This is a genomic window from Bacillus sp. 1NLA3E, from assembly GCF_000242895.2.
In the GTDB taxonomy this organism is placed as follows: Bacteria; Bacillota; Bacilli; order Bacillales; family Cytobacillaceae; genus Bacillus_BU.
Genome location: NC_021171.1, coordinates 1,690,086 through 1,714,595, shown reverse-complemented (window position 1 = coordinate 1,714,595; position 24,510 = coordinate 1,690,086). Strand labels below are relative to the sequence as shown.

General features: G+C 39.1%; 24 protein-coding genes and 1 riboswitch. Of the genes, 4 read left to right on the top strand and 20 right to left on the bottom strand.

Annotated elements, in window-relative coordinates; genetic code table 11:
* Positions 1-15: 15 nt before the first annotated feature.
* Together sipW and B1NLA3E_RS08270 are read right to left on the bottom strand one after the other, a co-directional pair.
* Positions 16-591, bottom strand: coding sequence for a signal peptidase I SipW (gene sipW, locus B1NLA3E_RS08275; protein ID WP_015593386.1), 576 nt, complete (start codon positions 589-591; stop codon positions 16-18).
* A gap of 151 nt (positions 592-742) precedes the next feature.
* Entirely contained in the window at positions 743-1,243 is a 501-nt protein-coding gene (locus B1NLA3E_RS08270) for a SipW-dependent-type signal peptide-containing protein (RefSeq protein ID WP_015593385.1), read from the bottom strand.
* 567 nt (positions 1,244-1,810) lie between these two features.
* Here B1NLA3E_RS08270 and B1NLA3E_RS08265 point away from each other — a divergent pair.
* Together B1NLA3E_RS08265 and B1NLA3E_RS08260 are read left to right on the top strand one after the other, a co-directional pair.
* On the top strand, positions 1,811-2,428 hold the full coding sequence (locus B1NLA3E_RS08265; protein ID WP_015593384.1) for an RraA family protein: 618 nt from the start codon (positions 1,811-1,813) through the stop codon (positions 2,426-2,428).
* Positions 2,429-2,485: 57 nt separating this feature from the next.
* Positions 2,486-3,472, top strand: a complete 987-nt coding sequence (locus B1NLA3E_RS08260) for an MBL fold metallo-hydrolase (protein WP_187292163.1) — start codon at positions 2,486-2,488, stop codon at positions 3,470-3,472.
* A gap of 51 nt (positions 3,473-3,523) precedes the next feature.
* Here the strand turns inward: B1NLA3E_RS08260 and B1NLA3E_RS08255 are convergent, their stop codons facing one another.
* Positions 3,524-4,969 carry an HD-GYP domain-containing protein gene (locus B1NLA3E_RS08255; protein WP_015593382.1) on the bottom strand — a complete coding sequence of 482 codons (1,446 nt, stop codon included), beginning with the start codon at positions 4,967-4,969 and terminating at the stop codon, positions 3,524-3,526.
* Between the two features lie 101 nt (positions 4,970-5,070).
* Positions 5,071-5,676 (bottom strand): hypothetical protein, encoded by a 606-nt coding sequence (locus B1NLA3E_RS08250; protein WP_015593381.1) that lies wholly within the window; start codon positions 5,674-5,676, stop codon positions 5,071-5,073.
* Between the two features lie 319 nt (positions 5,677-5,995).
* On the opposite strand from B1NLA3E_RS08250, the gene B1NLA3E_RS08245 reads away from it, so the two are divergent.
* On the top strand, positions 5,996-6,448 hold the full coding sequence (locus B1NLA3E_RS08245) for a ribosomal maturation YjgA family protein (RefSeq protein ID WP_015593380.1): 453 nt from the start codon (positions 5,996-5,998) through the stop codon (positions 6,446-6,448).
* 82 nt (positions 6,449-6,530) lie between these two features.
* Here the strand turns inward: B1NLA3E_RS08245 and B1NLA3E_RS08240 are convergent, their stop codons facing one another.
* From B1NLA3E_RS08240 to B1NLA3E_RS08175, 14 genes are all read right to left on the bottom strand, one after another.
* Positions 6,531-7,538, bottom strand: a complete 1,008-nt coding sequence (locus B1NLA3E_RS08240; protein ID WP_015593379.1) for a ThiF family adenylyltransferase — start codon at positions 7,536-7,538, stop codon at positions 6,531-6,533.
* A complete protein-coding gene (locus B1NLA3E_RS08235) occupies positions 7,535-8,302 on the bottom strand; it encodes a thiazole synthase (protein WP_015593378.1) in 768 nt (255 codons plus the stop codon). Before B1NLA3E_RS08235 ends, B1NLA3E_RS08240 begins: the two co-directional genes overlap by 4 nt.
* A gap of 3 nt (positions 8,303-8,305) precedes the next feature.
* Positions 8,306-8,515 carry a sulfur carrier protein ThiS gene (gene thiS / locus B1NLA3E_RS08230; RefSeq protein ID WP_015593377.1) on the bottom strand — a complete coding sequence of 70 codons (210 nt, stop codon included), beginning with the start codon at positions 8,513-8,515 and terminating at the stop codon, positions 8,306-8,308.
* A 12-nt stretch (positions 8,516-8,527) separates the two neighbouring features.
* Positions 8,528-9,637 carry a glycine oxidase ThiO gene (gene thiO, locus B1NLA3E_RS08225; protein WP_015593376.1) on the bottom strand — a complete coding sequence of 370 codons (1,110 nt, stop codon included), beginning with the start codon at positions 9,635-9,637 and terminating at the stop codon, positions 8,528-8,530.
* Positions 9,637-10,239: a thiazole tautomerase TenI gene (gene tenI, locus B1NLA3E_RS08220; protein WP_015593375.1), complete on the bottom strand. Its 603-nt coding sequence runs from the start codon at positions 10,237-10,239 to the stop codon at positions 9,637-9,639. Before tenI ends, thiO begins: the two co-directional genes overlap by 1 nt.
* A gap of 154 nt (positions 10,240-10,393) precedes the next feature.
* Positions 10,394-10,503: riboswitch (TPP riboswitch) on the bottom strand.
* Positions 10,504-11,091: 588 nt separating this feature from the next.
* Positions 11,092-11,742, bottom strand: a complete 651-nt coding sequence (locus B1NLA3E_RS08215) for a 3-oxoacid CoA-transferase subunit B (RefSeq protein ID WP_015593374.1) — start codon at positions 11,740-11,742, stop codon at positions 11,092-11,094.
* A gap of 206 nt (positions 11,743-11,948) precedes the next feature.
* Positions 11,949-12,650: a CoA transferase subunit A gene (locus tag B1NLA3E_RS08210; protein WP_015593373.1), complete on the bottom strand. Its 702-nt coding sequence runs from the start codon at positions 12,648-12,650 to the stop codon at positions 11,949-11,951.
* 47 nt (positions 12,651-12,697) lie between these two features.
* Positions 12,698-14,242 (bottom strand): acyl-CoA carboxylase subunit beta, encoded by a 1,545-nt coding sequence (locus tag B1NLA3E_RS08205; protein WP_041580972.1) that lies wholly within the window; start codon positions 14,240-14,242, stop codon positions 12,698-12,700.
* Positions 14,243-14,297: 55 nt separating this feature from the next.
* Complete coding sequence (locus B1NLA3E_RS08200; RefSeq protein ID WP_015593371.1) at positions 14,298-15,080, bottom strand: enoyl-CoA hydratase; 783 nt, start codon at positions 15,078-15,080, stop codon at positions 14,298-14,300.
* A 14-nt stretch (positions 15,081-15,094) separates the two neighbouring features.
* Complete coding sequence (locus tag B1NLA3E_RS08195) at positions 15,095-16,012, bottom strand: hydroxymethylglutaryl-CoA lyase (RefSeq protein ID WP_015593370.1); 918 nt, start codon at positions 16,010-16,012, stop codon at positions 15,095-15,097.
* A gap of 43 nt (positions 16,013-16,055) precedes the next feature.
* Positions 16,056-16,268, bottom strand: coding sequence for an acetyl-CoA carboxylase biotin carboxyl carrier protein subunit (locus B1NLA3E_RS08190; protein WP_015593369.1), 213 nt, complete (start codon positions 16,266-16,268; stop codon positions 16,056-16,058).
* Positions 16,269-16,279: 11 nt separating this feature from the next.
* The gene (locus B1NLA3E_RS08185) at positions 16,280-17,650 is read right to left on the bottom strand and encodes an acetyl-CoA carboxylase biotin carboxylase subunit (protein ID WP_015593368.1); all 1,371 of its coding nucleotides are present in this window, start codon (positions 17,648-17,650) and stop codon (positions 16,280-16,282) included.
* 21 nt (positions 17,651-17,671) lie between these two features.
* Positions 17,672-19,315 carry an AMP-binding protein gene (locus B1NLA3E_RS08180; protein ID WP_015593367.1) on the bottom strand — a complete coding sequence of 548 codons (1,644 nt, stop codon included), beginning with the start codon at positions 19,313-19,315 and terminating at the stop codon, positions 17,672-17,674.
* 228 nt (positions 19,316-19,543) lie between these two features.
* Positions 19,544-20,683, bottom strand: a complete 1,140-nt coding sequence (locus B1NLA3E_RS08175) for an acyl-CoA dehydrogenase (RefSeq protein ID WP_015593366.1) — start codon at positions 20,681-20,683, stop codon at positions 19,544-19,546.
* A 305-nt stretch (positions 20,684-20,988) separates the two neighbouring features.
* On the opposite strand from B1NLA3E_RS08175, the gene B1NLA3E_RS08170 reads away from it, so the two are divergent.
* On the top strand, positions 20,989-22,830 hold the full coding sequence (locus tag B1NLA3E_RS08170; RefSeq protein ID WP_015593365.1) for a helix-turn-helix domain-containing protein: 1,842 nt from the start codon (positions 20,989-20,991) through the stop codon (positions 22,828-22,830).
* Between the two features lie 78 nt (positions 22,831-22,908).
* Here B1NLA3E_RS08170 and B1NLA3E_RS08165 read toward each other — a convergent pair whose 3' ends face one another.
* Together B1NLA3E_RS08165 and B1NLA3E_RS08160 are read right to left on the bottom strand one after the other, a co-directional pair.
* Positions 22,909-23,469, bottom strand: a complete 561-nt coding sequence (locus B1NLA3E_RS08165) for a dimethylamine monooxygenase subunit DmmA family protein (RefSeq protein ID WP_015593364.1) — start codon at positions 23,467-23,469, stop codon at positions 22,909-22,911.
* Positions 23,470-23,484: 15 nt separating this feature from the next.
* On the bottom strand, positions 23,485-24,468 hold the full coding sequence (locus B1NLA3E_RS08160; protein WP_041580397.1) for a heme-dependent oxidative N-demethylase family protein: 984 nt from the start codon (positions 24,466-24,468) through the stop codon (positions 23,485-23,487).
* Positions 24,469-24,510: the final 42 nt, after the last annotated feature.

Here is a 24,510-nt window from a genome sequence, read left to right as displayed (position 1 = left end):
TAAGGAAAACAACCGTTAAATAGTTTCATGACCGTCTTTTAGTTCTTTCTCCCTACCCTTATCAAGTTCTTTTACAGCTTTGAAAATTGTAACCCCTGAATATGCAAGCAATATTATCCCTGGCAATATAAGTAATAGCGAAATTCCTTGTTTTGATTTTGCAAAATCTATTAAGTAGCCCGCGTAAGGGACAGTAAATCCAGTGTATTTTCCAACTACATTTTGTGAAAGTACGGCATTTGCATCTGGATCCTGGTTATTATCCCCTTTTGTTTTATACATTGTTTGATTACCATCTTTATTAACTTCAACTATTCTGTGTGTAACTAACTTATTATCTGATTCCATAAATGTTATTACATCTTTCTTTTTTAGGCTTGCAGGATCACTAACAGGTTTTATTGCAATTATCGAGCCTGTCTTAAAGGTTGGTTCCATTGAACCAGATAATACGGTTTTTAATTGATAGCCAAGAAACTGTGGTTCTCCACCTGCAATTTTCGAAGAAATCACTATATAAACCATAAAAATTAATAAAAGAAAAAGTAGTATTGTAATAAAGTTGCTAACAATTTTCATGCTTTTTTTCATAGATTTCACCTCATTATTCATACTCATTATTTATTGACTTATAATTATTTATCAGCAAAGGTAGATTTTCTTCATTGGAGAGAGAATTGCTATCTTTTGTCGGAATATTATCTTGAGATCAGGTGCTATTTGTTACTTCATTACCTCCCGATTAATTGGTTGCTTCGGACTGATTTATCGGTGTGCTACCTGTTTTTAGAAGTTCCTCACTTTTTTTTTGCTCTTCGGTTAAAGCGTTATTATTCGATTTATCATTTACGTTAGGATGATCGTCACATACTTCTCTTTCTGGAGTGTTTGGATCATCTGGACAATAAGTTTCTTGATGCCCTGGGTTATCCTCATCACCAAAATCATCATCATATTGATCACATTGTTCGCTTCCATTACCTAAACCAGAGTTATCTTTGCACTTGCATATATCTTTATATTTCTTTGCATATTCTGGATCTTTACAAAAATTATTTGATGCTGAAAATGAATTATTTATTTGCTCAGAGTCATTAAAATAAGAAAATGTATCGTTCGATATAAAACTTGAGGAAAGGATAATTAAATATAAAAGCCAAAGATTCAAAATTAGGTAAAAAGGCTTTTTATGTCTTTGAATTACCTTATTGTGAGACCGCTTCTTCCGCCTTGTATAATCCATTTGAACTACCCCTCCTTTAAGTTCTTTAAAGTGAACATATCTTATCGTTAGATCGCAAATTATATATCGCCCAGTTCTTTATAAAGAACCTCCCTGTTTGAGTATAGGTCATTTTTCCTAATAATAAAAATCCCAAAATAGGGCAAAAATACTAAATTAAGCACCTTTCACTTGAATTATCTCTTGTTTTCTTAATTTCCTGTACAATATAAAGAATTTAACGTTCTATATAATGAACTATTTAACAGTATTAACTATTAGAATAGAGTAAAATTAGAGATAGTTCGATTGAAGATGATCAAAGAGACTATAGCTTCAAAGTAATATTCCATTACTGATATGACAACCTTAGTTACAATTAGGAGAGGGTGTTTTTCGTAGGTTTCGACAAAATCCTAAGTAAATGTAATGCTCTGGGTTTGAATGGAATCCAAATAGGATTAATTATGCTAACTTGTCGGTAGTGATTACAATTTCTTATGACACCTTATAGTATTTTCTTATTTTTCCATTTAATTGTAAGAGTTGTATAATGGATAATAGACTATTTAAAAAGGGGAATGCGAAATGGATGAACTTGTGTTAAAATATCAAAATATTCCAACAACATGTATTTCTGATGCGATGGACGGATTATATAATTTGGATCCCTCTATTAAACCTTTAAAGGAAGAATATAAATTTGCTGGAAGAGCTTTAACTGTTAAGATTCCGGTCGGTGATAACAAAGCTGTATTACGTGCGATTAGAGAATCAAAGCCAGGTGACATTATTGTCGTTGATGCCAAAGGAAATCAATATCGAGCGATTGCGGGCGATTTTGTGGTAGGAATGGCCCAAACTCTTGGCGTAGCCGCTATTGTCGTTGACGGTGTTATCCGCGATATCGTTGGGATTAAAGACTTAGACTTCCCTATTTTTTCAAAAGGAACAGCTGTTGCGGCCAGTGGAAAAGCAGGTGTTGGTGAAATTAATATTCCAATCGCATGTGGTGGACAAGCCGTATATCCGGGCGATATCATAGTTGGGGATGCTGATGGGGTCGTCGTTATCCCGCAATCGGTGGAACAAATAGTTTACACGAAGGCATTGGACAAACTAGAGAAGGACCAGGTGCGCGAAGAAAAGATTTCAGGGGATCGTAACGCGATCATTAAACATTTAGACAAGCTTTTAGCTAAATAGAATGATGGAGGGGGAGAAAGCTCTCCCCTTTTCATTTCAATGGAAATTGCGGGGTGTATGCTGTTGATAGATTTAAAGAGAAATGGTTGCGAGGTTTTCCCTATTTTTGTGCCGAATCAGTCAGGATTAAAAAGTATTAATTTTTATTTACTAAAACAAGACCATTCTCTTACGCTGATCGATGCGGGTTTGAATAATGAAGACTGCTGGAATTCATTACTATCCACACTTATCAGGAACGGTTTTCGTTTGGAAGATATGACTGAAGTGCTCTTAACCCACCATCATAATGATCATATTGGGTTAGTAAATAAGATTGTTGAAAATCATCAGATCCCAATATACGCCTCCCCCCATTCCATTCCCCGATTAAAAAGAGATCAAGCTTTTTTGGAAATGCGGGTTGAATTTTTTGCGCAGTTATATAAAGAAATGGGTTGTGGTGAGACTGGTGAAACCCAAGTGGCATTTTTAAGAAAAGCTATTCAAAAAAATAAGGATCAAGCTATTCAAACGAATATTATTGAGTTAACTAATAAAAAATTTTTAAATTTTAACGTTATGCAAACTCCAGGCCATGCATCTGACCAACTTGCATTTCATGATACAGCAAATAACTGGTTATTTGCTGGTGATTTATTGATTGAGCATATTTCAAGTAATGCCTTAGTTGAGCCCGACTTACATGGGAAAAGAATCCACTCGCTCATCCAGCATTCAAACTCGTTAGAGCGGTGCTTATCGCTTAATGCTGATCTTGTTTTTGCAGGTCATGGAGTATTGATTGAAAATCCAAATCCGTTATTCAAAAAAAGATTGGACCGAATAGAAGGAAAGTCACTGCGACTTCTTCAATTGATCCAATCTGGAATTCATACTGCAAGTGAACTTGCCCAAACATTATATAAAAAAATGTATGATCAGCAATTTTCTCTTGTTATGTCTGAGGTTATCGGACATTTAGACTATTTAGAGGTCCAAGAAAAAATTTACAAAGATTTAATTGAGGGCATTTGGCATTATTCGATTGCCAGAAAATCTTGAAGTCAGAGACTTCATTTTCAAAATTTACCTAGATTAAGAAGATTAACCAAGTTATAAGGTAGCAAGGCATTTAGCTGTAGTTTCATCCTTTATCGTTTGTGATGGAATTTGATAAACCCTTGGATCTTGCTCACAAACTTTTACCCAAGCATCAACACATTGAGGGTCAAAGTGTGACCCTTTGTTATCTATTATAAAATCCATTGCCTTAGAATGTGGCCAGGCCTTTCTATATGAGCGATCGGATGTCAATGCATCGTAAACATCTGCAACGGCTACTATCCTAGCATAAAATGAAATTTCCTCTCCCTTAAGTCGATCGGGGTAACCACTCCCATCCCATTTTTCATGATGAGAGCGAATGATGCTTAACTCTTCTTTCATAATCCCGAGGACTCTACACATTTCATACCCTTTGACAGGATGTTCTTCAATCAAAGCACGCTCATCGGGTAATAATTTTCCCGGTTTATTTAGAATAGTGTCGGGTACATTTATCTTTCCAACATCATGGAGAAGTCCACCTTGAACTAATGCTCGCAATTGTTCTGGTTTTAAATGGAGTCCTTCAGCAAGCTTCAAGGCATACATTGTCACTCTCAAGGTATGGCCTGCTGTGTATATATCTTTCTTTTCCGTTGCCATTATAAGAGCTTTTACACTTGGTACTATACTGTTTGTAATTCGTTCAAACGGATCATTAGTGAAAAGTGACTTTAATGCGCCTATCATTGTTCCTTTTACGGCATACTGCTTAACAAGACCTATAAGCATGACCACCATCGATGCAAGCAATAAAAAATGATAGATCCACCAACTTAATCTCCACAATTCTCCTCTTACCATTATCCATTGTGATACCATAAACCAGCCAGTACAATACACAATCGCAATCTGTAAAGGAAACCGAGAATATCGATAAGACCGGTAATAACGATACATCGCTATTGCATTTAGTAAAATAGTTAGTGTCATAATAATTACATTAAGTGGTTTCACATTTAGCGGAATCCACTCAGCAACAGTAGGAAAAATCATTCCTATAATAGCGAAGATAGATAACGCTATCGCCCAACTAGGAAGCAACCAATTTTGTTTGCGCGATAATAATTCAATCCATTTATTGTCCGATGGCAGTGAGGATAACCACAACCAGATTGTTGCTAGAAACAAACTTAATTGTGCAGAAATAGCTGGTATATGATTCATGTCCATAATAAAATGTGGCGTTGATAAACCATGGACGGAAAACATTAGCCCAAGAGTAAAGAAGGATAAGGCTAAGAAACTTACTTTAATGTTACGTACTCTGTTTCCAGCAATCCCTACTGCTATTGAAATCATGGTCGATAATACAGACACTATACTTACAATATAAAAATGTCCCCTCGGCATCTCGAAAAAAGGATCTGCTAAGATCCCATTATGAAAAGATTCGAACAGAATAAATGGTAGTATTACGGCTAATAACGGACCTATGAAAGCAAAACTCTTCATTATACTTATAGACCTCCGAAGCACATCAATATAGTTGGTTATAACACCCTCTATCGTAACACATCCAAAATAATCCTGAAATAATATTCCGTTATAATCTCCTATTTCTGTTCTACTGCTTCATCAAGTTTAAATAGAAATTGATAAATCAAACCGTAAGCTTCTCTCATTGACATTTCTTCATTAAATCCCTCTACAAAGTTTAAAGCAAAGTTTAAACTCCATAAACCGTCCCCTTGATCAAACATTAAATCGAACTTCGCGCCGTCATTGTGCAAAGAGTTTTGAAGAAATTCCTTAATTGAAGGTTCAAATTTCTTTTGCAGCTTTAAACCTAACATGACATCGTATGTTCCGAATACATCATCAGCTTCAAAGGCAACTGCATCTACTCCAATCAAATCAAACCACTTAGATTCCACATAAATAAATTCATTTTTATGTTTTTTAAAGTAATCGATCGGTTGTTCTAGAAAAGGGGCTGTTTCTTCAGCGATTACTTCTTCTTGTTCTTTGTCACCCCGTTCAATATAGGCGTCTGCAAAACGTGATGCGGAGTTTTTCTCGATAAGGTTTACTTCAGCTTCGATTAAATGATTTTTTTCAATATATTCTTTTTCTTCCTTATATAATTCAATCGTTTTCGGTGATGCTTCCTGCTCACCCATTATTTCTGATATATATTTTTTCATTTCTTTATTTAACATTGATTATTCCTCCTTGGTTTCCTTTGGATCATGATCTACTATGTACATGAACAGTATATCCCAAAAACAATCAAGGTTCATTCTTTCTTACTAGAATCCAATTATTTTTACATAAGCAATGTTAAACTAGAATATTGATTTCCGTTCCAGGCGCTTCGCGCACCTTAGGGGCGGGCGGTGAGCCTCCTGGGCGCTAAAGCGCCTGTGGGGTCTCACCTGTCCCGCTGCTCCCGCAGGAGTCTTCGCGCCTTTCACTCCAATCAACATTGAGCTTCAACACAGCTTTTACATATGCAAATTTATTTATTAATGAGATACAATGAATATCAATCCATACAAAAGAGTGATTCTATTGACTACTAAAAATGAACCAATCAATCCGCGTTACGGTAACTTGAGAATAGCTTATTTGATAGCCGTTTTTATGACCATTTTATTAGGCCTAGCCTCCAGAAAATACAGCCAACACCTTTTGTTATATTTAGCCGAGAACGCAGGGGATGTGCTGTGGGCGATGATGGTCTATTTCGGTTTCCGTTTCTTACTCGTCCGTAATAGGCTGTTCATTGCCATCTGGCTTAGTTTTATATTTAGTTTTGGCATTGAGTTTATTCAATTGTATCAGGAAGACTGGATCAATCAGATTCGGGGTACCTTGCTCGGAGCACTTGGCAAAGGATTTCTTATCGTAGATCTGTATCGTTATTCAACAGGAATTATCATCGCCACAGTCTTGGATTGGCTGACGATAATGCTCACTCAACGTAGATAACCGCATCGTCAATATTTTCAGATGATAAAGGGCACTGAAAAGGTTAAAAGGCGATCCTTCATGGTGAAGAATCGCCCTCAATTTAGCCAAACATTTTGTTATAAATTGATCTTGCCCTGGAAGGTTCATTTGTTCCGTGAATGATCGCCCTACCATCTTTAAATAAGACAATTCGGTGGTCTTCAAATGTACATGAGAGCAAATAAGGATTAACAATCAGGTTATTTACAATCCCTGTTAAGTTTTGCGCTAATCCCTCAAGTGAATGAATTTGAACAGTACCCGGACGAAGTTGGATAGCATCTCTGCCACACAAAACATCGGTTTTGGTTTGATTTTCAAATGACAAATATGGAAAAATGGCATCCTTACCACAGGTTGGGCAATGTTGATTCTTTAATTTCCCAACGTTTATTTGGGCACTTTCATCTTTCCATATATCAAAAGATTGTAATACAGGACGCAACTCATGTCCTGTTAAATACTGCAAAACTCGGGTTACCTGATAGGACGCTACTAGTTGGACAATCGGACTTATGACACCTAATGTATCACAAGTCATACCTTGTGCTGGTAAATGACTTATTAGGCAATGAAGACACGGTGTTTTACCAGGGATAATCGGATATGTAAGTCCGTAGCTGCCCACGCAGGCGCCAAATATAAACGGGATCCCTAGTTTTACTGCACAATCATTCATGATCATTCTTGTTTCAAAGTTATCGGTGGCATCCACGATAATGGACTTGTTTTTCATTAACTCTTCAATATTTTGAGCATTAATGTCGCCGACTAGACCATTTATGGTAATCTCACTATTTATTTGCTTGAGACGATTTTTTGCCGCAATTGCTTTCGGCATTTTATTTATTGCGTCGTCCTCTGTATATAATTGCTGCCTTTGCAAATTGCTGGCTTCGACATAATCTCTGTCAACGATGGTGATTTGACCAATACCCGCTCTGGCAAGCATCTCCGCACTTGTTGACCCAAGTGCTCCCGCCCCCATTATGATGACATGGGCATTCTGCAATCGAGCTTGCCCAGCACTTCCTAAAAATAATTCCTGCTTTTTGTAACGGTCCTTCAAGATGTCACCATCCCGGCTTGCGGGCTACTGGCAACAGCATAATCCTTTTCGGTAATTCTACCAGCCTCAAAACCAAGTCGGCCCGCCTCAATTCCCAACTTCATCGCTAACGCCATTTTTACTGGATCTTTTGCTCCGGAAACAGCGGTATTAAGCAAAACACCATCCGCACCAAGCTCCATTGCGAAGGCAGCATCTTTTGGTGAGCCGATGCCAGCATCGACAATAACCGGGACAGTAGCTTGTTCAATAATAAATTTAAGATTTAACGGGTTGACGATGCCTCGTCCTGAGCCGATTGGTGAAGCACCTGGCATAATCGCATGTACCCCAAGTTCTTGAAGTCGTCTCGCTAACACGACATCATCGGACGTATAAGGTAGGACAATAAATCCTTCTGCCAACAGCATTTCTGAGGCTTTTAAAGTTTCTACCGGGTCAGGTAGGAGCGATTTGTCGCAGCCAATCACCTCGACTTTAATCATGTCACATAAACCGGAAGCCTTTGCCAGCCTTGCGATCCTAACGGCTTCTTCTGCAGTTTTTGCTCCTGCAGTATTGGGAAGTAATTTGTATTTTTTTAAATCCAACTGTTCAAGAAAATTAGGTTGGGATTCTTCAAAAATATTCATTCTTCTGACGGCAAATGTTAATATTTCTGCTTCCGATACCTCAACAGAACTTTTTTGAATTTCAAATGATGGATATTTCCCTGTTCCAAGTAATAATCTTGATTTAAACGTTTGGTTTCCTATTTTTAGCATAGGTCATCCTCCTCCAACAAAATGAATAATTTCGATTGCATCTCGATCTGATAATAGGGTTGATTGGTATTGTTCCTTGTCGGTGATTTCTTTGTTTATCTCCACGACAACAATTCGATTTTCTAAATGATAAAATCCTAATAAATCTTGGACAGAGCAAACTTCTTCAGGCAGTTGAACCATTTTCCCATTTAAATGAACGGTCTTAGTCATTTCATTTCTCCTTTAAACTAGCACTGGGTTTTTTCGATCAATTTTGAATGCTTCTTGCCAGTCTTTATTTACCGGTTTCTCAAGAATCAAATCGCGGATCATTTCCCCAGTTGCCGGAGCGAGTAGAATTCCGTTCCGAGAATGACCGGTTGCAAATAAGATTCTATCTTGTTCGGGATGTTTACCAATGAATGGCTTTTGATCAAAGGTTTGCGGACGAAGCCCTGCCCAAAAAGAGTTGATTGTCATATCGGTCACAGCAGGCAACATCGACTTGGCTTTGTCGATTAGTTTTTCCATCCCGCCAAGTGTCGGTTTTTCATTCCAGTCGTTTGCGATCATCGTTGCACCAATTATGAGTTCACCATTTTTCCTAGGCATCACATAACTACCATTATGAAAAATCGTGTGTTTCAGCGAAACCGATTCACTTGATACAGACAGGATTTCTCCTTTGATTGGAAAAAGCTGATGGTTCAAACCAAACCGATAAAACAATTCACTGCTCCAAACACCATTTGCCACGACAACATAATTGGCTTCGAACGATCCTCTGGTTGTTTTAATGAGGTAGCTTTCTCCATTTTTTTGAATATCTAGTACAGTAGTATATTCATAGATTGAAGCACCAAGTATTTTGGCCCCTTTGCTTAAACCGCGAGATACAGAAGTTGGCAATACATTGACATCTTCTTTAATATAGGCAGCGCCAATTATGTTTTGATTTACGCCAGGAACACTGTTTTCGACTTCGTTCGCTTCAAACCATTCAACCGTAGGGAGAGCAAGCGCTGAACGGAGCTCCTCTTTTTCTGAAGCTGAATAGGCTACCTTAAAAATACCACCGGTCTTTATTTCGAAATCAATGCCAGTGAGAGTTTGAATTTCCTCTTGAAGCTGAGCGTATGCCTTTTGACTGCTCCGAGCAAACGGATAAAAGATCTTCATATCATCACATTCTGAATGGGCACCGAGCATTCCCGCCGCTGCTCCAGATGCTTTACATCCAATCTGTTGGGCCTCAAATAGAGCAACCTTCATGTTTTCTTTCGCTAAGTGATAGGCTACTGAAGAACCGATAACACCTCCACCAATTACCGCCACATCATATTTATTAGTCATTATCTTTCCTCCTTACATTTTTCAAAAAGGTTTCGGGCGCTTGCCACAGGATCGCAAGAGGCAAAGATTCCTGACATAACAGCTATTCCAGCTGCACCAGTGTTTCTTACCACATCGACCCGATCAGGATTAATTCCGCCAATTGCGTACACAGGTATTTGTAATTCGTTGGCAATTTTCGAAAGCACTTCGAGACCATTTGGCGGTTTCCCTTGCTTACAATTAGTTTCAAAGCAATGACCATACAGAACGTAATCCGCTCCATCCCTTTCCGCTTGCTTCGCTTCCTTCAAGGAATGGACAGAACGCCCCACACGAATCTGTGGATACCGCTCTTTTACAGTCTTAGCCGGTAGGCCGTTACCGGGCAAATGAATATTTGGAATATCGTGAAGTAACCCGATATCCAACCGATCATTGATAACAATTTTTTCATGGCTGACATTTCCTGCTTTTAAAAGCTGAAGTAGTGCAACAATTTCACTGGTGGTTTTTCTTTTTTCGCGAATATGTACATAATCAACCATGTCCTTTATTTGAATAATGCTGTTTGCCAGATCTACCACAGAATGTTGATCATCTGTTATGGCGATCAATTTCATTTTTACTTACACCTCCTTTTTAACTGAAAAATAGGGGGGAATCACAACATTTGGAAAATAACTAACAAACTTTTCCGTTTTTCCCCAAAATAAAAACCACTCTCCTACATGGGAAAGTGGTTTGAAAATTTGCACGTCGAATAAACCAGCACAAAATTACAATGCGCCACTTCCCTACGCAGGTACGAACCTGTTCAGGTTTTGAGGGTTTAAAAGTAACTACTTTATTCTCAGCCCTTATCAAGGGATCCCCTAGTGATATTTTAATAATTAGGTTGATAATGAAATTCAGTCCCTATTATAGCATAATATGGACTTCGTGCAATGGTTAATTGAAAATTGTGTTAATTATTCAATTTTAAGTTTACTAATCTAGTAAACATTTACCCCTAAATTTATAACGAGGCTTAGTTTTGAAGTACTAAATTGCAATTTTTCAACATTTGACCCCGTTTTTTGAAAACTGCCACCTTAATTTTAGATATTTCCCGATTTTTGATGTGTTAAGGTCGATTTTCGAGGTTTTATGCTCGACTTTTATGATGTTATGCTCGACTTTCGAGGTTTTATGCTCGACTCTCAGGTTTTATGCTTGACTCTCAGATTTTATGCTCGACTCCCAGGTTTTATGCTCGACTCTCAGGTTTTATACTCGACTCTCAAGGTGATTTACACGAAGTAATTTTAATATAGTAATCGATAAGTTTTAACATTTGAATTTGAAAGATGACAATAACAACTTCTATCATCCTGCTAAATCAGGTGCGAATTCTTATTCACAAATTAACAATAAGAAGCAGTCCAATTCATATGGATTGGACTGCTAATTGGTCGAAAACCGAACTCGTTACGTTATTTTGCTGATGTTTCTAGACCGATTGTAAAAGCAGCATCTGTCTTTTCAACAACTTCCTCGACAGTTACTCCCTCTTGTGTTTCCACGAGTACCATGCCTTCAGGAGTAAAATCAAATACTGCCAAATCCGTGATTAATCGGTGGACCACTTGTTTACCAGTAAGTGGCAGGGTACACTCTTTCTTCACTTTCGATTCGCCATGTTTATTTACATGTTCCATTATGACAACAACACGTTTCGCACCATTAACTAAGTCCATGGCACCACCCATTCCCTTGATCATCTTACCTGGAATCATCCAGTTGGCTAAATCTCCAGATTCAGAGACTTCCATTCCTCCTAAAATAGCTAGGTCAATATGGCCACCACGAATCATCGCAAACGATTCGGCACTATCGAAATAAGAAGCACTTGGTACAGCTGTAACCGTTTCTTTCCCAGCATTGATTAGATCAGGATCTTCTTGGCCTACTACAGGGTAGGGTCCAATCCCCAATAATCCATTTTCTGATTGAAGTAGCACATTATATTCACTCGGAATCTCATTGGCAATGAGAGTTGGGATTCCTATTCCAAGGTTTACGTTCATTCCGTCTTGAATTTCCAATACTGCCCGTTTGACGATAGTTAATCGATCATCCTTCATATCCTCACTCCTCGTCTATTTTTGTCGATTTCCGTTCCAGGCGCTTCGCTTTCCGCAGGGCGGGCGGTGGGCCTCCTCGGCGCTTAAGCGCCTGTGGGGTCTCCCCTGTCCCGCTGCTCCCGCTGGAGTCTTCGTGCCTTTCACTCCAATCAACATTGTGCAAAAAATCAACATTGAGCTTTAACACGGCCTAAAAATAAAACCGCTTATGCTTTTGCTACAGTAAGTCTTTCAATCCGCTTCTCATAATTGGTGCCTAATAGGACCCGTTGAACGTAGATTCCAGGTGTATGTATTTCATCCGGATCTAATTCGCCCATTCCTACAATCTCTTCTACTTCTGCAATGGTAATTTTCCCAGCCGTTGCCGCCATTGGGTTAAAATTGCGAGCTGTTTTGCGGAAAACGAGATTACCAAGCGGATCTGCCTTCCAAGCTTTTACTAAGGCAAAATCTCCAACGATTCCCTCTTCTAACAGATACGTTCTACCGTTAAACTCTTTATGTTCTTTCCCATCGGCAATCGGAGTTCCTACCCCTGTTGCGGTGTAGAAGCCAGGAATCCCAGCGCCACCGGCACGAATCCGCTCAGCTAATGTACCTTGAGGGACTAGCTCTACTTCAAGCTCTCCACTTAAATACTGACGCTCAAAAATTTTGTTTTCGCCAACATAGGAAGAAATCATTTTCTTAATTTGTTTATTCGCAAGGAGTAAACCAAGTCCCCAATCATCCACACCACAATTGTTGCTAACAATCTCTAAATCTTTCGTACCTTGATCTCGCAATGCTAGGATTGCTTTTTCAGGAATTCCACAAAGTCCAAATCCGCCGACAATGATGGTTGCCCCATCCTGAATATCTTGAATTGCTTCCGAAAAAGAATCTACTATTTTACCTTTTTTCATTGAACAAACCCCCTTTTGAAGAATGAATGAGCTTCAAAAAAACAAGATTAGACCGGATAAACTGGATGCTTCCGTTCAGAGAACATCACATATTTAGATGAATAAACCTCAAAGCGATTCACCAACTCTTCACGTAACGAATCTGCTGGGATAATTCCATCAATAATCATTTCAGAAGCTAGGCGATAAATGTCAATATCCTCTTTGTACTCCTCGCGCTTTTCATCAACAAATGCAGCACGCTCGCTTTCAGGTAAGGAGGCAATTTTATTGGCATATACGGCATTTACAGCTGCTTCAGGTCCCATAACAGCAATCGAAGCTGATGGCAAAGCTAGACAACAATCAGGTTCAAATGCTGGGCCCGCCATGGCATATAGTCCCGCACCGTATGCTTTTCGGACTATAACCGAGATTTTTGGAACACTCGCTTCAGCCATCGCTGAAATCATTTTGGCACCATGACGAATGATTCCTGCACGCTCAACCTTTGTTCCAATCATATATCCTGGAACATCAACTAGGAATAATAATGGAATATTGAAGGCGTCACAAAGGTTAATAAATTTAGCTGCTTTATCTGCAGAATCATGGAATAACACCCCACCTTTGACTCGAGGCTGATTCGCAATAATCCCGATAGGCTTTCCATTCATTCGTGCTAAACCAGTAATAAGTTCACCTGCAAACAGTTTTTTGATCTCGAAGAAGGAGCCTTCGTCAATAAACCCTTCAATCAGGTGATGCATATTAAATGGAGAATTCTGATTCGGCGGAATGATATCCGCTAACTTTTTCGTTAACTGCTTAGGTGCGACAACATCTCGAACAGGTGGTTTCTCAGAAAAATTAGCTGGGAAATACGACAAATAATTTCGTGCTAGTGAAATTGCTTCTTCTTCATTTTTTGCAAGGATATCACCACAGCCTGAAACAGAACAATGCATCCGGGCTCCGCCCATTTCTTCGAGGGTTACTTTTTCACCAATAACCATTTCTGCCATACGCGGCGAGCCAAGGTACATTGAAGCATTCTTATCGACCATGATTACGATGTCACAAAATGCAGGAATATAAGCTCCACCAGCAGCTGACGGACCAAACAAAACACAGATTTGCGGCACTTTACCCGAAAGTTTAACTTGATTATAAAAGATTCGTCCTGCACCACGGCGACCAGGGAACATTTCCACTTGATCTGTAATCCGGGCTCCGGCTGAATCGACTAAATAAAGAAGAGGTACTCGAAGTTTCTCGGCCGTTTCTTGAATTCGAATAATTTTCTCAACCGTGCGAGATCCCCAAGAACCCGCTTTGATCGTTGAATCATTTGCCATTACACAAACAACCTGACCATTGATTTTACCCATCCCAGTGACAACACCATCTGCCGGAAGATCGCCAGCTGCACAGTTTGCAAAAAGGGCATCCTCTAATCCAAACCCAGGATCAAACAATAACTTTAACCGATCACGAACAAACAATTTGCCTTGTTCTTGATTCTTTTCATGGTATTTAGGGGCTCCACCCTTTTTAATTTGTTCCACTCTTTCCTGAAGGGTCTCCTGAATGGTCTTTACCTCAACTGTCATTGCTTTTCCTCCCTCTGTTAAACTAGTTTCATCTATATGATTATTTCGCTTATTCTCATTCTCCAACATAAACCGGCGGTCTCTTTTCCTTAAATGCTTGTAAGCCCTCGATACGATCCTTCGTCGGAATCGTAATTTCGTAGGCATTTTGCTCAATAGCTAGACCTGTGTTTAAATCAACATCATAGCCTTTATCAATGGCAAACTTTGCTTGAGCAACCGCGATTGGACCATTACGAACTATTTGATTTGCTAATTCTAAAGCTTTTTCAAGCAAGAGATCAGCTGGCACTACATATTCTACTAAGCCAATTTCTCGTGCTTCCCACGCATCAATCCGGCGGGCGGTAAAAATAAGTTCTTTAGCTCGACCCTTGCCTACCAATCTAGGCAAGCGTTGCGTCCCCCCAGCACCTGGAATGATTCCGAGTGCGGTTTCAGTAAGTCCTAGTTTGGCAGTTTCCGAAGCAACACGGATATCACTCGCCAATGCTAATTCTGTTCCTCCACCAAATGCTACTCCGTTCACTGCGGCAATTACTGGCTGAGGCAATGCTTCTAATTCATTTATATTTCCACGAATTAATGAAACTGTTTTCCGTACTTGAATCGGATCCATTCCGGCCCGTTCTTTTAGATCAGCCCCTGCACAAAAAGCTTTCTCCCCTGCTCCGGTAATAACCAGGCAGCGGATGGTCCGGTCAAATTTACAGGTCAGGATTGCTTCATGAAGTTCTTCCAACATATGGATCGATAATGCATTGGCTGCTTCCGGGCGATTTAGCGTTATCAGAACAATTCCATTTTCCAATCTTGTAACTAACACCGATTTACCCACGTTTTCACCTTCCCCTATACTGATTGTTCATCCTTACTTGCACAAGCAAAGCTAAGACTGCGACTTGGTAATGGCTTACCGATCTTTTCCTGAATGAAACGGGCTGCCTGAAGCAATTTCCCCTGATCCACGCCTGTGTGAATTCCCATCCCGTTTAGCATATAGTTAAAATCATCTGTTGCCACATTCCCAGATGCCCCTGGTGCATACGGGCAACCACCTAATCCACCAAGAGAGGAATCAAAAGTGGTAATTCCCATGTCTAACGATACTAGGATGTTGGCTAACGCTGTTCCCCTTGTATCGTGAAAATGCATAGCTAATTTCTCGGCAGGAAATCTATTTAATAAGACTTCCAACACCATTTGTACCTGCTTTGGATTAGCCACACCGATGGTATCACCGAGGGAAAGCTCGTCAATCCCCATTTCAAACAATGTCTCTGATACTCGAATGACGTTTTCAATATCAACGCTACCTTCATATGGACAACCAAATACAGTAGAAACATAGCCGCGACTAGATTTACCAGCTACAATGGTATCCTGCACCAATTCTCGTAAAATCGGAAAAGTAGCTTCTATTGACTTATTTATATTTTTTAAATTATGCGTTTCACTGGCTGACATAAACACAGCCACTTCATCAATGTTCGCTTTCAACGCTCGTTCCAGACCTTGCTGATTGGGAACAAGCGCGGTGTAGATTACACCCGGAACACGGGTAATACCTGTTGATACCAAAACAGCATCAGAAAGAGCAGGAATCCATTTTGGGTTAACAAAGGAAGTTATTTCAATATTTTTCAATCCGCTTGCTGACAATTGGTTAATCCAAGCAATTTTATCCTCCGTCGAGATAAAAACCTTTTCGTTCTGCAATCCATCCCGGGGACCTACTTCCTTAATTGTTACATCTGTCGGCCAGTTCATCGCTTATTCTCCCCTCAACCGTTAATTAAATATGGGCTCTTATCTACTCAACTACGATAATGACGTCCCCTTCATTAACAAAATCACCTTCATTTATTTTTACCTCGACAACGGTCCCATCAAATTCCGCTACAATCGGAATTTCCATTTTCATTGATTCTAAGATGACCACATCTTGATCTTCTTCGATTTGATCCCCAGCTTTCACTAGAACCTTCCATACATTTCCTGCCATACTTGCTACTACTTCACTCATATTTCTTCCTCCTATTTAGCGCGATTCGTCGCGGTTTTTTGTTTTGTTTGTATATACTGAGCCACAAAATTAGTTGTCGTATCGCCAGAACGGAACGCTGGGTGCGCGACTACTTCTTGGAGCATCGGGATATTTGTTTTGATTCCTTCAACTTGGTACCCTGCGAGTGCATTTTGTAAACCTTCAATCGCATCAGCGCGGTCTTTTCCTTTCACGACAAGCTTGGCAATCATCGGGTCATAGAATGGAGTAACAGCTGATTGGTCGTGAATAGCTAATTCATGACGTACATTTGTTCCTTCTGGTAAAACTAATTTCGTGATTTTTCCAGGAGAAGGGAAGAATGTCTTCGGATCCTCCGCATAAATACGCACCTCAATTGCATGCCCCTCACGCAAAACCTCATCCTGTGTAAACTTCAACGGAAGTCCGGCTGCAATTCGAAGCTGCTCTTCTACCAAATCCAATCCAGTAATTTCTTCCGTAACTGGATGTTCTACTTGCAATCTTGTGTTCATTTCAAGAAAATAGAAATTCTGATCCTCATCAACTAAAAACTCTACAGTACCTGCATTTTTATAGCCAATTGCTTTAGCCGCTTTAACGGACGCCTCTCCCATTTTGTTCCGAGTGGCTTCGGTCAAAAATGATGAAGGCGCTTCCTCAACCACTTTTTGATGACGGCGTTGGATTGAACATTCACGTTCCCATAAATAAACTGTATTTCCCTGATCATCTGCTAAAATTTGAATTTCGATATGTCTTGGATTTTCAACAAATTTCTCAACATACATTGCTCCATCACCAAAGAAATCAGTCGCTCTTTTTTGGTTTCCCTCAAAGGCCTTTTGAATTTCTTCTGGACCGCGGACAACCTGCATTCCAATCCCGCCCCCACCTGCAGAGGCTTTAAGCATGACTGGGTAGCCAATTCGATTGGCCACTTCAACCGCTTCTTCAGCATCGGCTAATGGAAAGGTGATCCCTGGTACGACTGGAACACCAGCATCTTCCATTGCTTTCCGAGATTCAATTTTGCTTCCCATTTGCGATATAACTTCAGGAGAAGGACCAATAAAGACTAGTCCCTCTTTCTCACAACGTCGTGCAAATTCCGCATTTTCAGATAGTAAGCCATACCCAGGGTGAATAGCCTCCGCTTTCGATAAACGGGCGATTTCCAGGATTTTATCTACATTTAAATAGCTCTCTGCTACTCTAGATCCACCAAGGAGATATGACTCGTCTGCCAATTTGACGTGTGGCGCCTCTGCATCAGCATCTGAATAAACGGCAACCGTAGATATTTCTAACTCCTTACATGTCCGGATTACTCGTGCTGCAATTTCCCCACGATTAGCGATCAAAACCTTTTTAAACATTCTATTCACCCGTTTCTAAAGTTATTTAAGTACGTTTACAAATTTTATTGCATCTTCACGAAGTTTGAATTTTTGAATTTTCCCCGATGCGGTCATTGGAAAGGCTTCACAAAATTCGATATATCTTGGAATTTTAAATCGAGAAATTTTCCCTTTGCAATAATCACGAATTTCTTCAGATGTTGCTGTTGTATCCTCTTTTAAGCGAATCCACGCCGTTACTTCTTCTCCATATTTCTCGTCTGGAATTCCTACAACTTGGACGTCGAGTACTTTAGGGTGTGTATACAAAAACTCTTCGATTTCACGAGGATAAATATTTTCTCCGCCTCTGATAATCATATCTTTTAGACGACCGGTAATCTGGCAGTATCCATTTTCATCCATGACCGCAATATCACCAGTATGCAACCAGTTTTCTTCGTCAATGGCGTCAGCAGTAGCTGCAGGATTTTTGTAATAGCCTTTCATGACATGATAGCCACGGGTACAAAGCTCACCAGGAACTCCAAAGGGAACCTCTTTGTTTGTTGTAGGGTCGACTATTTTTACTTCGACATTCGGCATCGCTCGACCAACACTGTTGACTCGTAAATCAAATGGATCATTCGTTCTCGTCATGGTAATCCCAGGCGAGGATTCAGTCTGACCGTATGTGATCGTAATTTCGCTTGCCCCCATCGTTTCGGTAACGGCTTTCATGACTTCAGCAGGACAGGTTGAACCCGCCATGATTCCTGTACGCAATGAGGATAGCTCATATTTTTCGAATTCCGGATGGTTTAATTCCGCAATAAACATCGTAGGGACTCCGTGTAATGCTGTACATTTCTCATCTTGTACAGCGCTCAGTACGTCTGTGACGTTAAATTCTTTGACAGGAACCATCGTAGCTCCTACCGCAACGCAAGTGAGCGTCCCGAGAACACAGCCAAAGCAGTGGAAGAATGGTACTGGAATACACATACGATCTTTGTGGGTCAGATTCATACAGGCTGCGACATTTACGGCATTATTAACTAAATTATTGTGAGTAAGCATGACACCTTTTGGAAATCCTGTTGTTCCTGATGTATACTGCATGTTTATGACATCATCTGGATCTAGTGATTCCATTCTTGCCTTTAGTAATTCATCACTAACCAAATCTGCCATTTCTAATAGATCCGACCAAAGGAACATCCCTGGGTAGCGTTTCTCTCCTAACACGATTACATTCTTTAGGAATGGTAGTTTTTCAGATTTAAGTTGTCCTGGAACGGATGTTCTTAACTCAGGAACAATCTCATATAGTGTATCTACGTATGATGTTCCGCGATACTCTTCCATCAACACCATCGTTGTAGCATCTGACTGTTTTAATAGATACTCAAGTTCAGCTGACTGATAGCTTGTATTAACGGTAACGAGGATAGCTCCCATTTTCCCGGTTGCGAATTGTGTTGTTAACCATTCCGGGTAATTAGTGGCCCAAATCGCCATTTTGTCGCCCGCATCAAGACCAAGTTTCATATAGCCTTTAGCAACTTTTCTACACTGGTCATCGAACTGCTTATACGTATATCGAAGGTTTCGATCTGGATAGACAACCGCTTCATTATCTGGTCGTTCATTGGCCACTTGTTCTAGCAATTTTCCAACCGTAACATGTAAGATCTCACTCATACTTGAAATCCACCTCTTATTAAGATTTTTTTAACAGCTATCCTTTTCAAGCACCTGGCGCTTCCGCTTTTCGCTTTGTCTAGCTCCAGCGCCCAGCGACTAGTGGACTTCACCCACCTCCGCAACGATTGCGTCAACATCGAATCGCTCTCGCTCTTCGTGTTTCCTTTATCTCAGTCGGTGTGCTCCAGTCCATACGTCGCTAACCGGCCGCTTCCGCTTTTAGCTTTAGCACCCTATTTCGCGTGCAATTACCATTCTTTGTACTTCTGATGTTCCTTCACCGATTTCTAATAGTTTTGCGTCACGGAAGAAACGTTCCACTTGGTATTCCTTCATATACCCGTAGCCACCATGAATTTGAACGGCTTGGTCACATACCCGCATACAAATTTCTGATGCAAATAGTTTAGCGATCGCTGCTTCCTTCTTAAATGTTCTACCTTGATCCTTTAACCATGCCGCTTTGTAAACCGCAGTACGAGCTAATTCAATGTTCATCGCCATGTCAGCTAATTTAAATTGGATTGCTTGGAATGTTGATAAGCTTTTACCAAATTGTTTTCTTTCTTGAGCATACTGCAATGCTTTTTCGTAAGCCCCTTGAGCCAGTCCTACAGCCATCGCGCCAATTCCGATTCTTCCACCATCAAGGGTAGCTAAAAATTGCTTAAAGCCATGGCCTTCTTTTCCAAGAAGATTTTCCTTGGGAACCCTTACATTTTCCATTATTAATTCGGTTGTATTGGAAGAATGAAGACCTAATTTTTCATAATTACTGACGACAGTAAATCCAGGTGCATCTGTAGGAACGATAAAGGCACTAATTCCATTTGTTCCTTTTGAGCGATCCGTTATAGCTGTGACTGCGAGATGTTTTGCATAGCTTGCATTGGTAATAAAACATTTAGAGCCATTAATAACCCACTCATCTCCATCAAGGACGGCAGTTGTTTGAGTTCCTCCAGCATCAGATCCAGCGTTAGGTTCAGTTAAACCAAATGCCCCAAAGGATTCTCCAGTACAAATCGGCGTTAAATATTTCTCTTTTTGTTCATGAGTCCCAAACAAATTTAGTGGGGCGCCACCAAGAGAGATATGAGCCGAATATGTAATACCCGTTGAACCACAGACACGGCTCAATTCTTCAACTACGATTGCAAAGCTAGTCGTATCTGCCTCACCACCGCCGTATTGTTCCGAAAAAGGAAGACCCATAATTCCAAGTTCACTTAGCTTTTCAAATATTTCCTTAGGAAATTCCCCCGTACGATCTCTTTCATCTGCACCAGGAGCAACTTCTGCTTCTGCAAAATCACGGATTAACTTTCGAATCATCTCTTGTTCTTTCGTTAAATCAAAATTCATTTATCTTCAACCCCTTCTTTTTCTTAATATTCTGACTTTTTTCGACATAACTTTCTGCTTTACTACAAAAAGACAAATGGCTGACAGCATAATTACGAAAAACTTGTCAAAACACCGCTAAATCCCTCTTCGACAACTCCTTTCAATATTTTCTAAACTTTCTTATAATTATAACAATTGAAAAATAGATTGCTATGTTCATTCTTCTGAATAACAGCACCAAAAATTTGTTGCTTTTACACAAAAACACACCAAAAGCTATTATTTCTAGGGCTTTTATACCATAAGTTTAGGGGTGATTATCGATGAAACAGATTCAAGAGTGTCAAGAAACATTAACTCGCCGACAAATGCAGTCTTTAATCCATGTTTCAAACGTTATCAATTCATCATTTGATATCGACACAATCATTGATTCGATAATGATTGAAACCATATCAGTTGTTGATGCAGCTGGTGGTGGGTCTTTATGGTTATTTAATATGGAAAAGAATTGTTTGATTGCTCAATCAGCACAAGGAATTTTTTATCCGCAGATTTTTAGACAAATTCGACTGCAAACTGGAGAATCCATGACAGGAAAGGCCTTTGCAGCAAGAAAATGTGTAATCTACCCTAATGAAGAAGAAATAAAAAAGTCATTATCAACCTTAAAAATACATAATCGTGATTTATTAGACAGATCCATTCCACATAACTTTCATTTTACCTCAGTGATGTGTTCACCAATCATGTCAAAGGGACACTGTATCGGTGTCATCACGTTAGACTCATTTCAACAATCTTTAACCTTTAAACAAGAGGATATTAATCTACTAGAGGCAATTTGTCACCAAGCAGCCATCGCTTTAGAAAAATCAAACCTATACCGCGAAAAAGAGCAAACTGTTCTTAAGCTTTCCCAATCAATTGAAATCCATAGAAATTTAGCAAATCTTGTTTTGAATGGGGAAGGGCTTCAATCCATCATGACTTATATACATAAAACAATCCGTCAGCATACGCTTCTTTTTGATGATTTAGGTGAAATAATTGCTTCAGCCTATGGCCCTTCTCTATCAAATGAAATGGTCGATTTTATAAAACAACAAGCCCAACAAATTATTTTCACACTTGAAAAATCTCACTCTGTTACTGAGATTGAATTAGCTGGAGAAAACTTTCAATTAATTGTGTTATCACTTGGTTCAAAACCTAAGTCACTCGGGATGTTAATGATCCTCTCCAACAAAGTAATGGCTGAAGTGGATATCGCCGCACTTGAACATGCTTGTACCGTTATTTCCCTTGAATTGGTGAAAGAACAGGCAGTATTTGATACGCAGCAAAGATTACGGGGGGAATTGGTCACTAAACTCTTTTCCGGTCAAATGGATGAAACACTGATTCAAAAGGCAAAGAACCTCAATCTTGATCCAAATCGAAACTATATTGCTCTCATTATTAACTTGGGTGATTCTGACAAACTAAAATTCAGCGGGGATCATTTGATGAGAAATTTACAACATATTTCAAATGGGATTTTTATCGAAAAAAATCCCCAAGGAATGTCTGTGCGCAATGAGAATCAAATTGTTTTCCTCCTCTCTTTTGATCCAAAATTATCACAGACAATCATCTTTGCTCAGTTAAAAGAGCAAGCCAAAAGATATCTAAAGGAGATTCACTTAAAATATCAAATTGGTGCAAACGTTGGAATTGGTAGAGTGAAGCCTGGATTACTTTATGTTCACCATTCATTTAAAGAAGCGAACAAATGTATTACGTTTATCCAAGACTATCATTTCGAAGAAAATGTTCTCTGTTATACCGATCTTGGCATTCAAAGATTTATTCTGCAAAATTCCGAGGAAGAATTAATCGATTTTATCCATGAAGTATTGGGACCTCTTATTGATTATGAACAATCTCGAAAAGGTGAATTATTATCAACCCTGTTTGTTTATTTTGATCAAAATCAAAACGTGAAGAAAACGGCGGATATCCTGCATATCCACACGAACACCTTTAATTATCGTTTAAAAAGGATTGAAGATATTCTCTTATTAGACCTAACCAACAGTCAACAATTATTCAACATTCAATTAGCAACCAATATATACCAATATATAAAAAATAAAGAACTTTTACAGATAAATAAAAACTAGGAACACAACAACATAATTTTTCATGGTAACAAAAAAGTGGCAGACTCCAATAGGTTGGGGTTCTGCCTCTTTTCCTTTTTAAACTTTAATATAGCCAAGATAGGCATCATGACGCTTGGAATAATGGTTTGAAACATCTAAAGTTGTAGAGCATTTTTCACAAGTCAAGACGGGTTGATCGTTTTTTTTATTTTGATGATAGCACCTTACACAAAACACTCTTTCTTCTTTTTCACCAATGCCACACACGATTATTTCCGGTTCTGAAAAACCAATTTTTTGTGCGATTTTTTTAATTTTAATAACCATCTTCCAGTAACCAAATAAGAACAATTTTGTTCCCATCGTTTCTTTCTTTAGGATCGGCTGGATCTCCTTTTCTGTAAAATCGGGAAGGATGATCACATCAGATTGAAGTTTCGATTTAAAATAATCGAAGACTTTTTCCTCGACCGCACCATTTTCCAAATAAATTCTCGGCCTAAACTGCTTTATTTTTAAATATTCAACCAGTGCTAAACTCTCAATAACCGTTGAATGATCAATAAAAAAAAGCAACTTATTCCCTTTCATGGAATTATCTATTGATTTTTTTATTGATAAAGATAACTCAAAAATTTGATCCTCCAACTCCAACATTTTCTCACCCTCTTATTACAATGCTTGTATTTCCTTATCTAAATAAGCAATCAACTTGTCTTTATAGGAGTTAAATCCTTTATACTCTGCCATATAGTCAGGAAGATCTACTAAAACTTGATGGCATTGTTGAAGCCATTTTTCATTTTTTCTTAATTCCTTCATAGGGATTAAATAGGTATGAATACTAAACAAGATTCCGTTACTTTGGGGTAAACGGAACAAACGCTGATCTTCGGTTCTAAGATGGACTAGTTCCCCTACATTTTCAACCGTTATCTTGTCTTTTTTCACCCCCCAATCATGATGATTTTCAGGGAAAGTATTTAAAATAGGCTCAACCGTTAAGGTCCAATTTAAGCGGGTCCAAGGTTTCCCCGCTTCCATTCTCATTAAAAATCCTTTTACTTTTTCAGACATTCCACTATCGGAAAAATGGGGAACCGGAGAGTGCCATTCAGTAAATGTCATCCCTAGATCAAAGGCAATCGACCAGTTGGCAGGAAAACAAATTTGACCGGCATCCATATATAAATCGCTATCCCTTTGTGCAACATAGACTAAATCCTCTTGCACATGCCTGCCAATAAAATCTAATGGTTCGTAGGGTAATGTTGAAGCATCGCCAAACATAAATTCTTCTTTTTCATTAAGAAGATAATTCTCAAAGAACCAAATATTTTCTCTTTTTTCCAACTTAAAATAGTTGGGATACATCTTACACATTTCATCCAAAACCATCTCTAATATTTCCCATTGTGCTTCTAAAGAGTGATTGAAGGATTGATAAGAACGGTTGTGAGTATTATTTAAAATGTGGCGTTTTTTTTCGATTTCCTCAAAATATTCCGGAGTAATATCTAGGATATTTCCAGACTGTAAAGCAACAGAGTTATTTGAATACCGGTAGGAATTTCCTTTAAACGGAAATGGAAATCTAGAAATTAGTGGTCGATCGTCTATTAATCTATTAGATGGGGTCACCTCTGCATTGGCCATAATTCTACTCCTCTCAGGGTTTTGGTTTTGAATCCTTAAGAC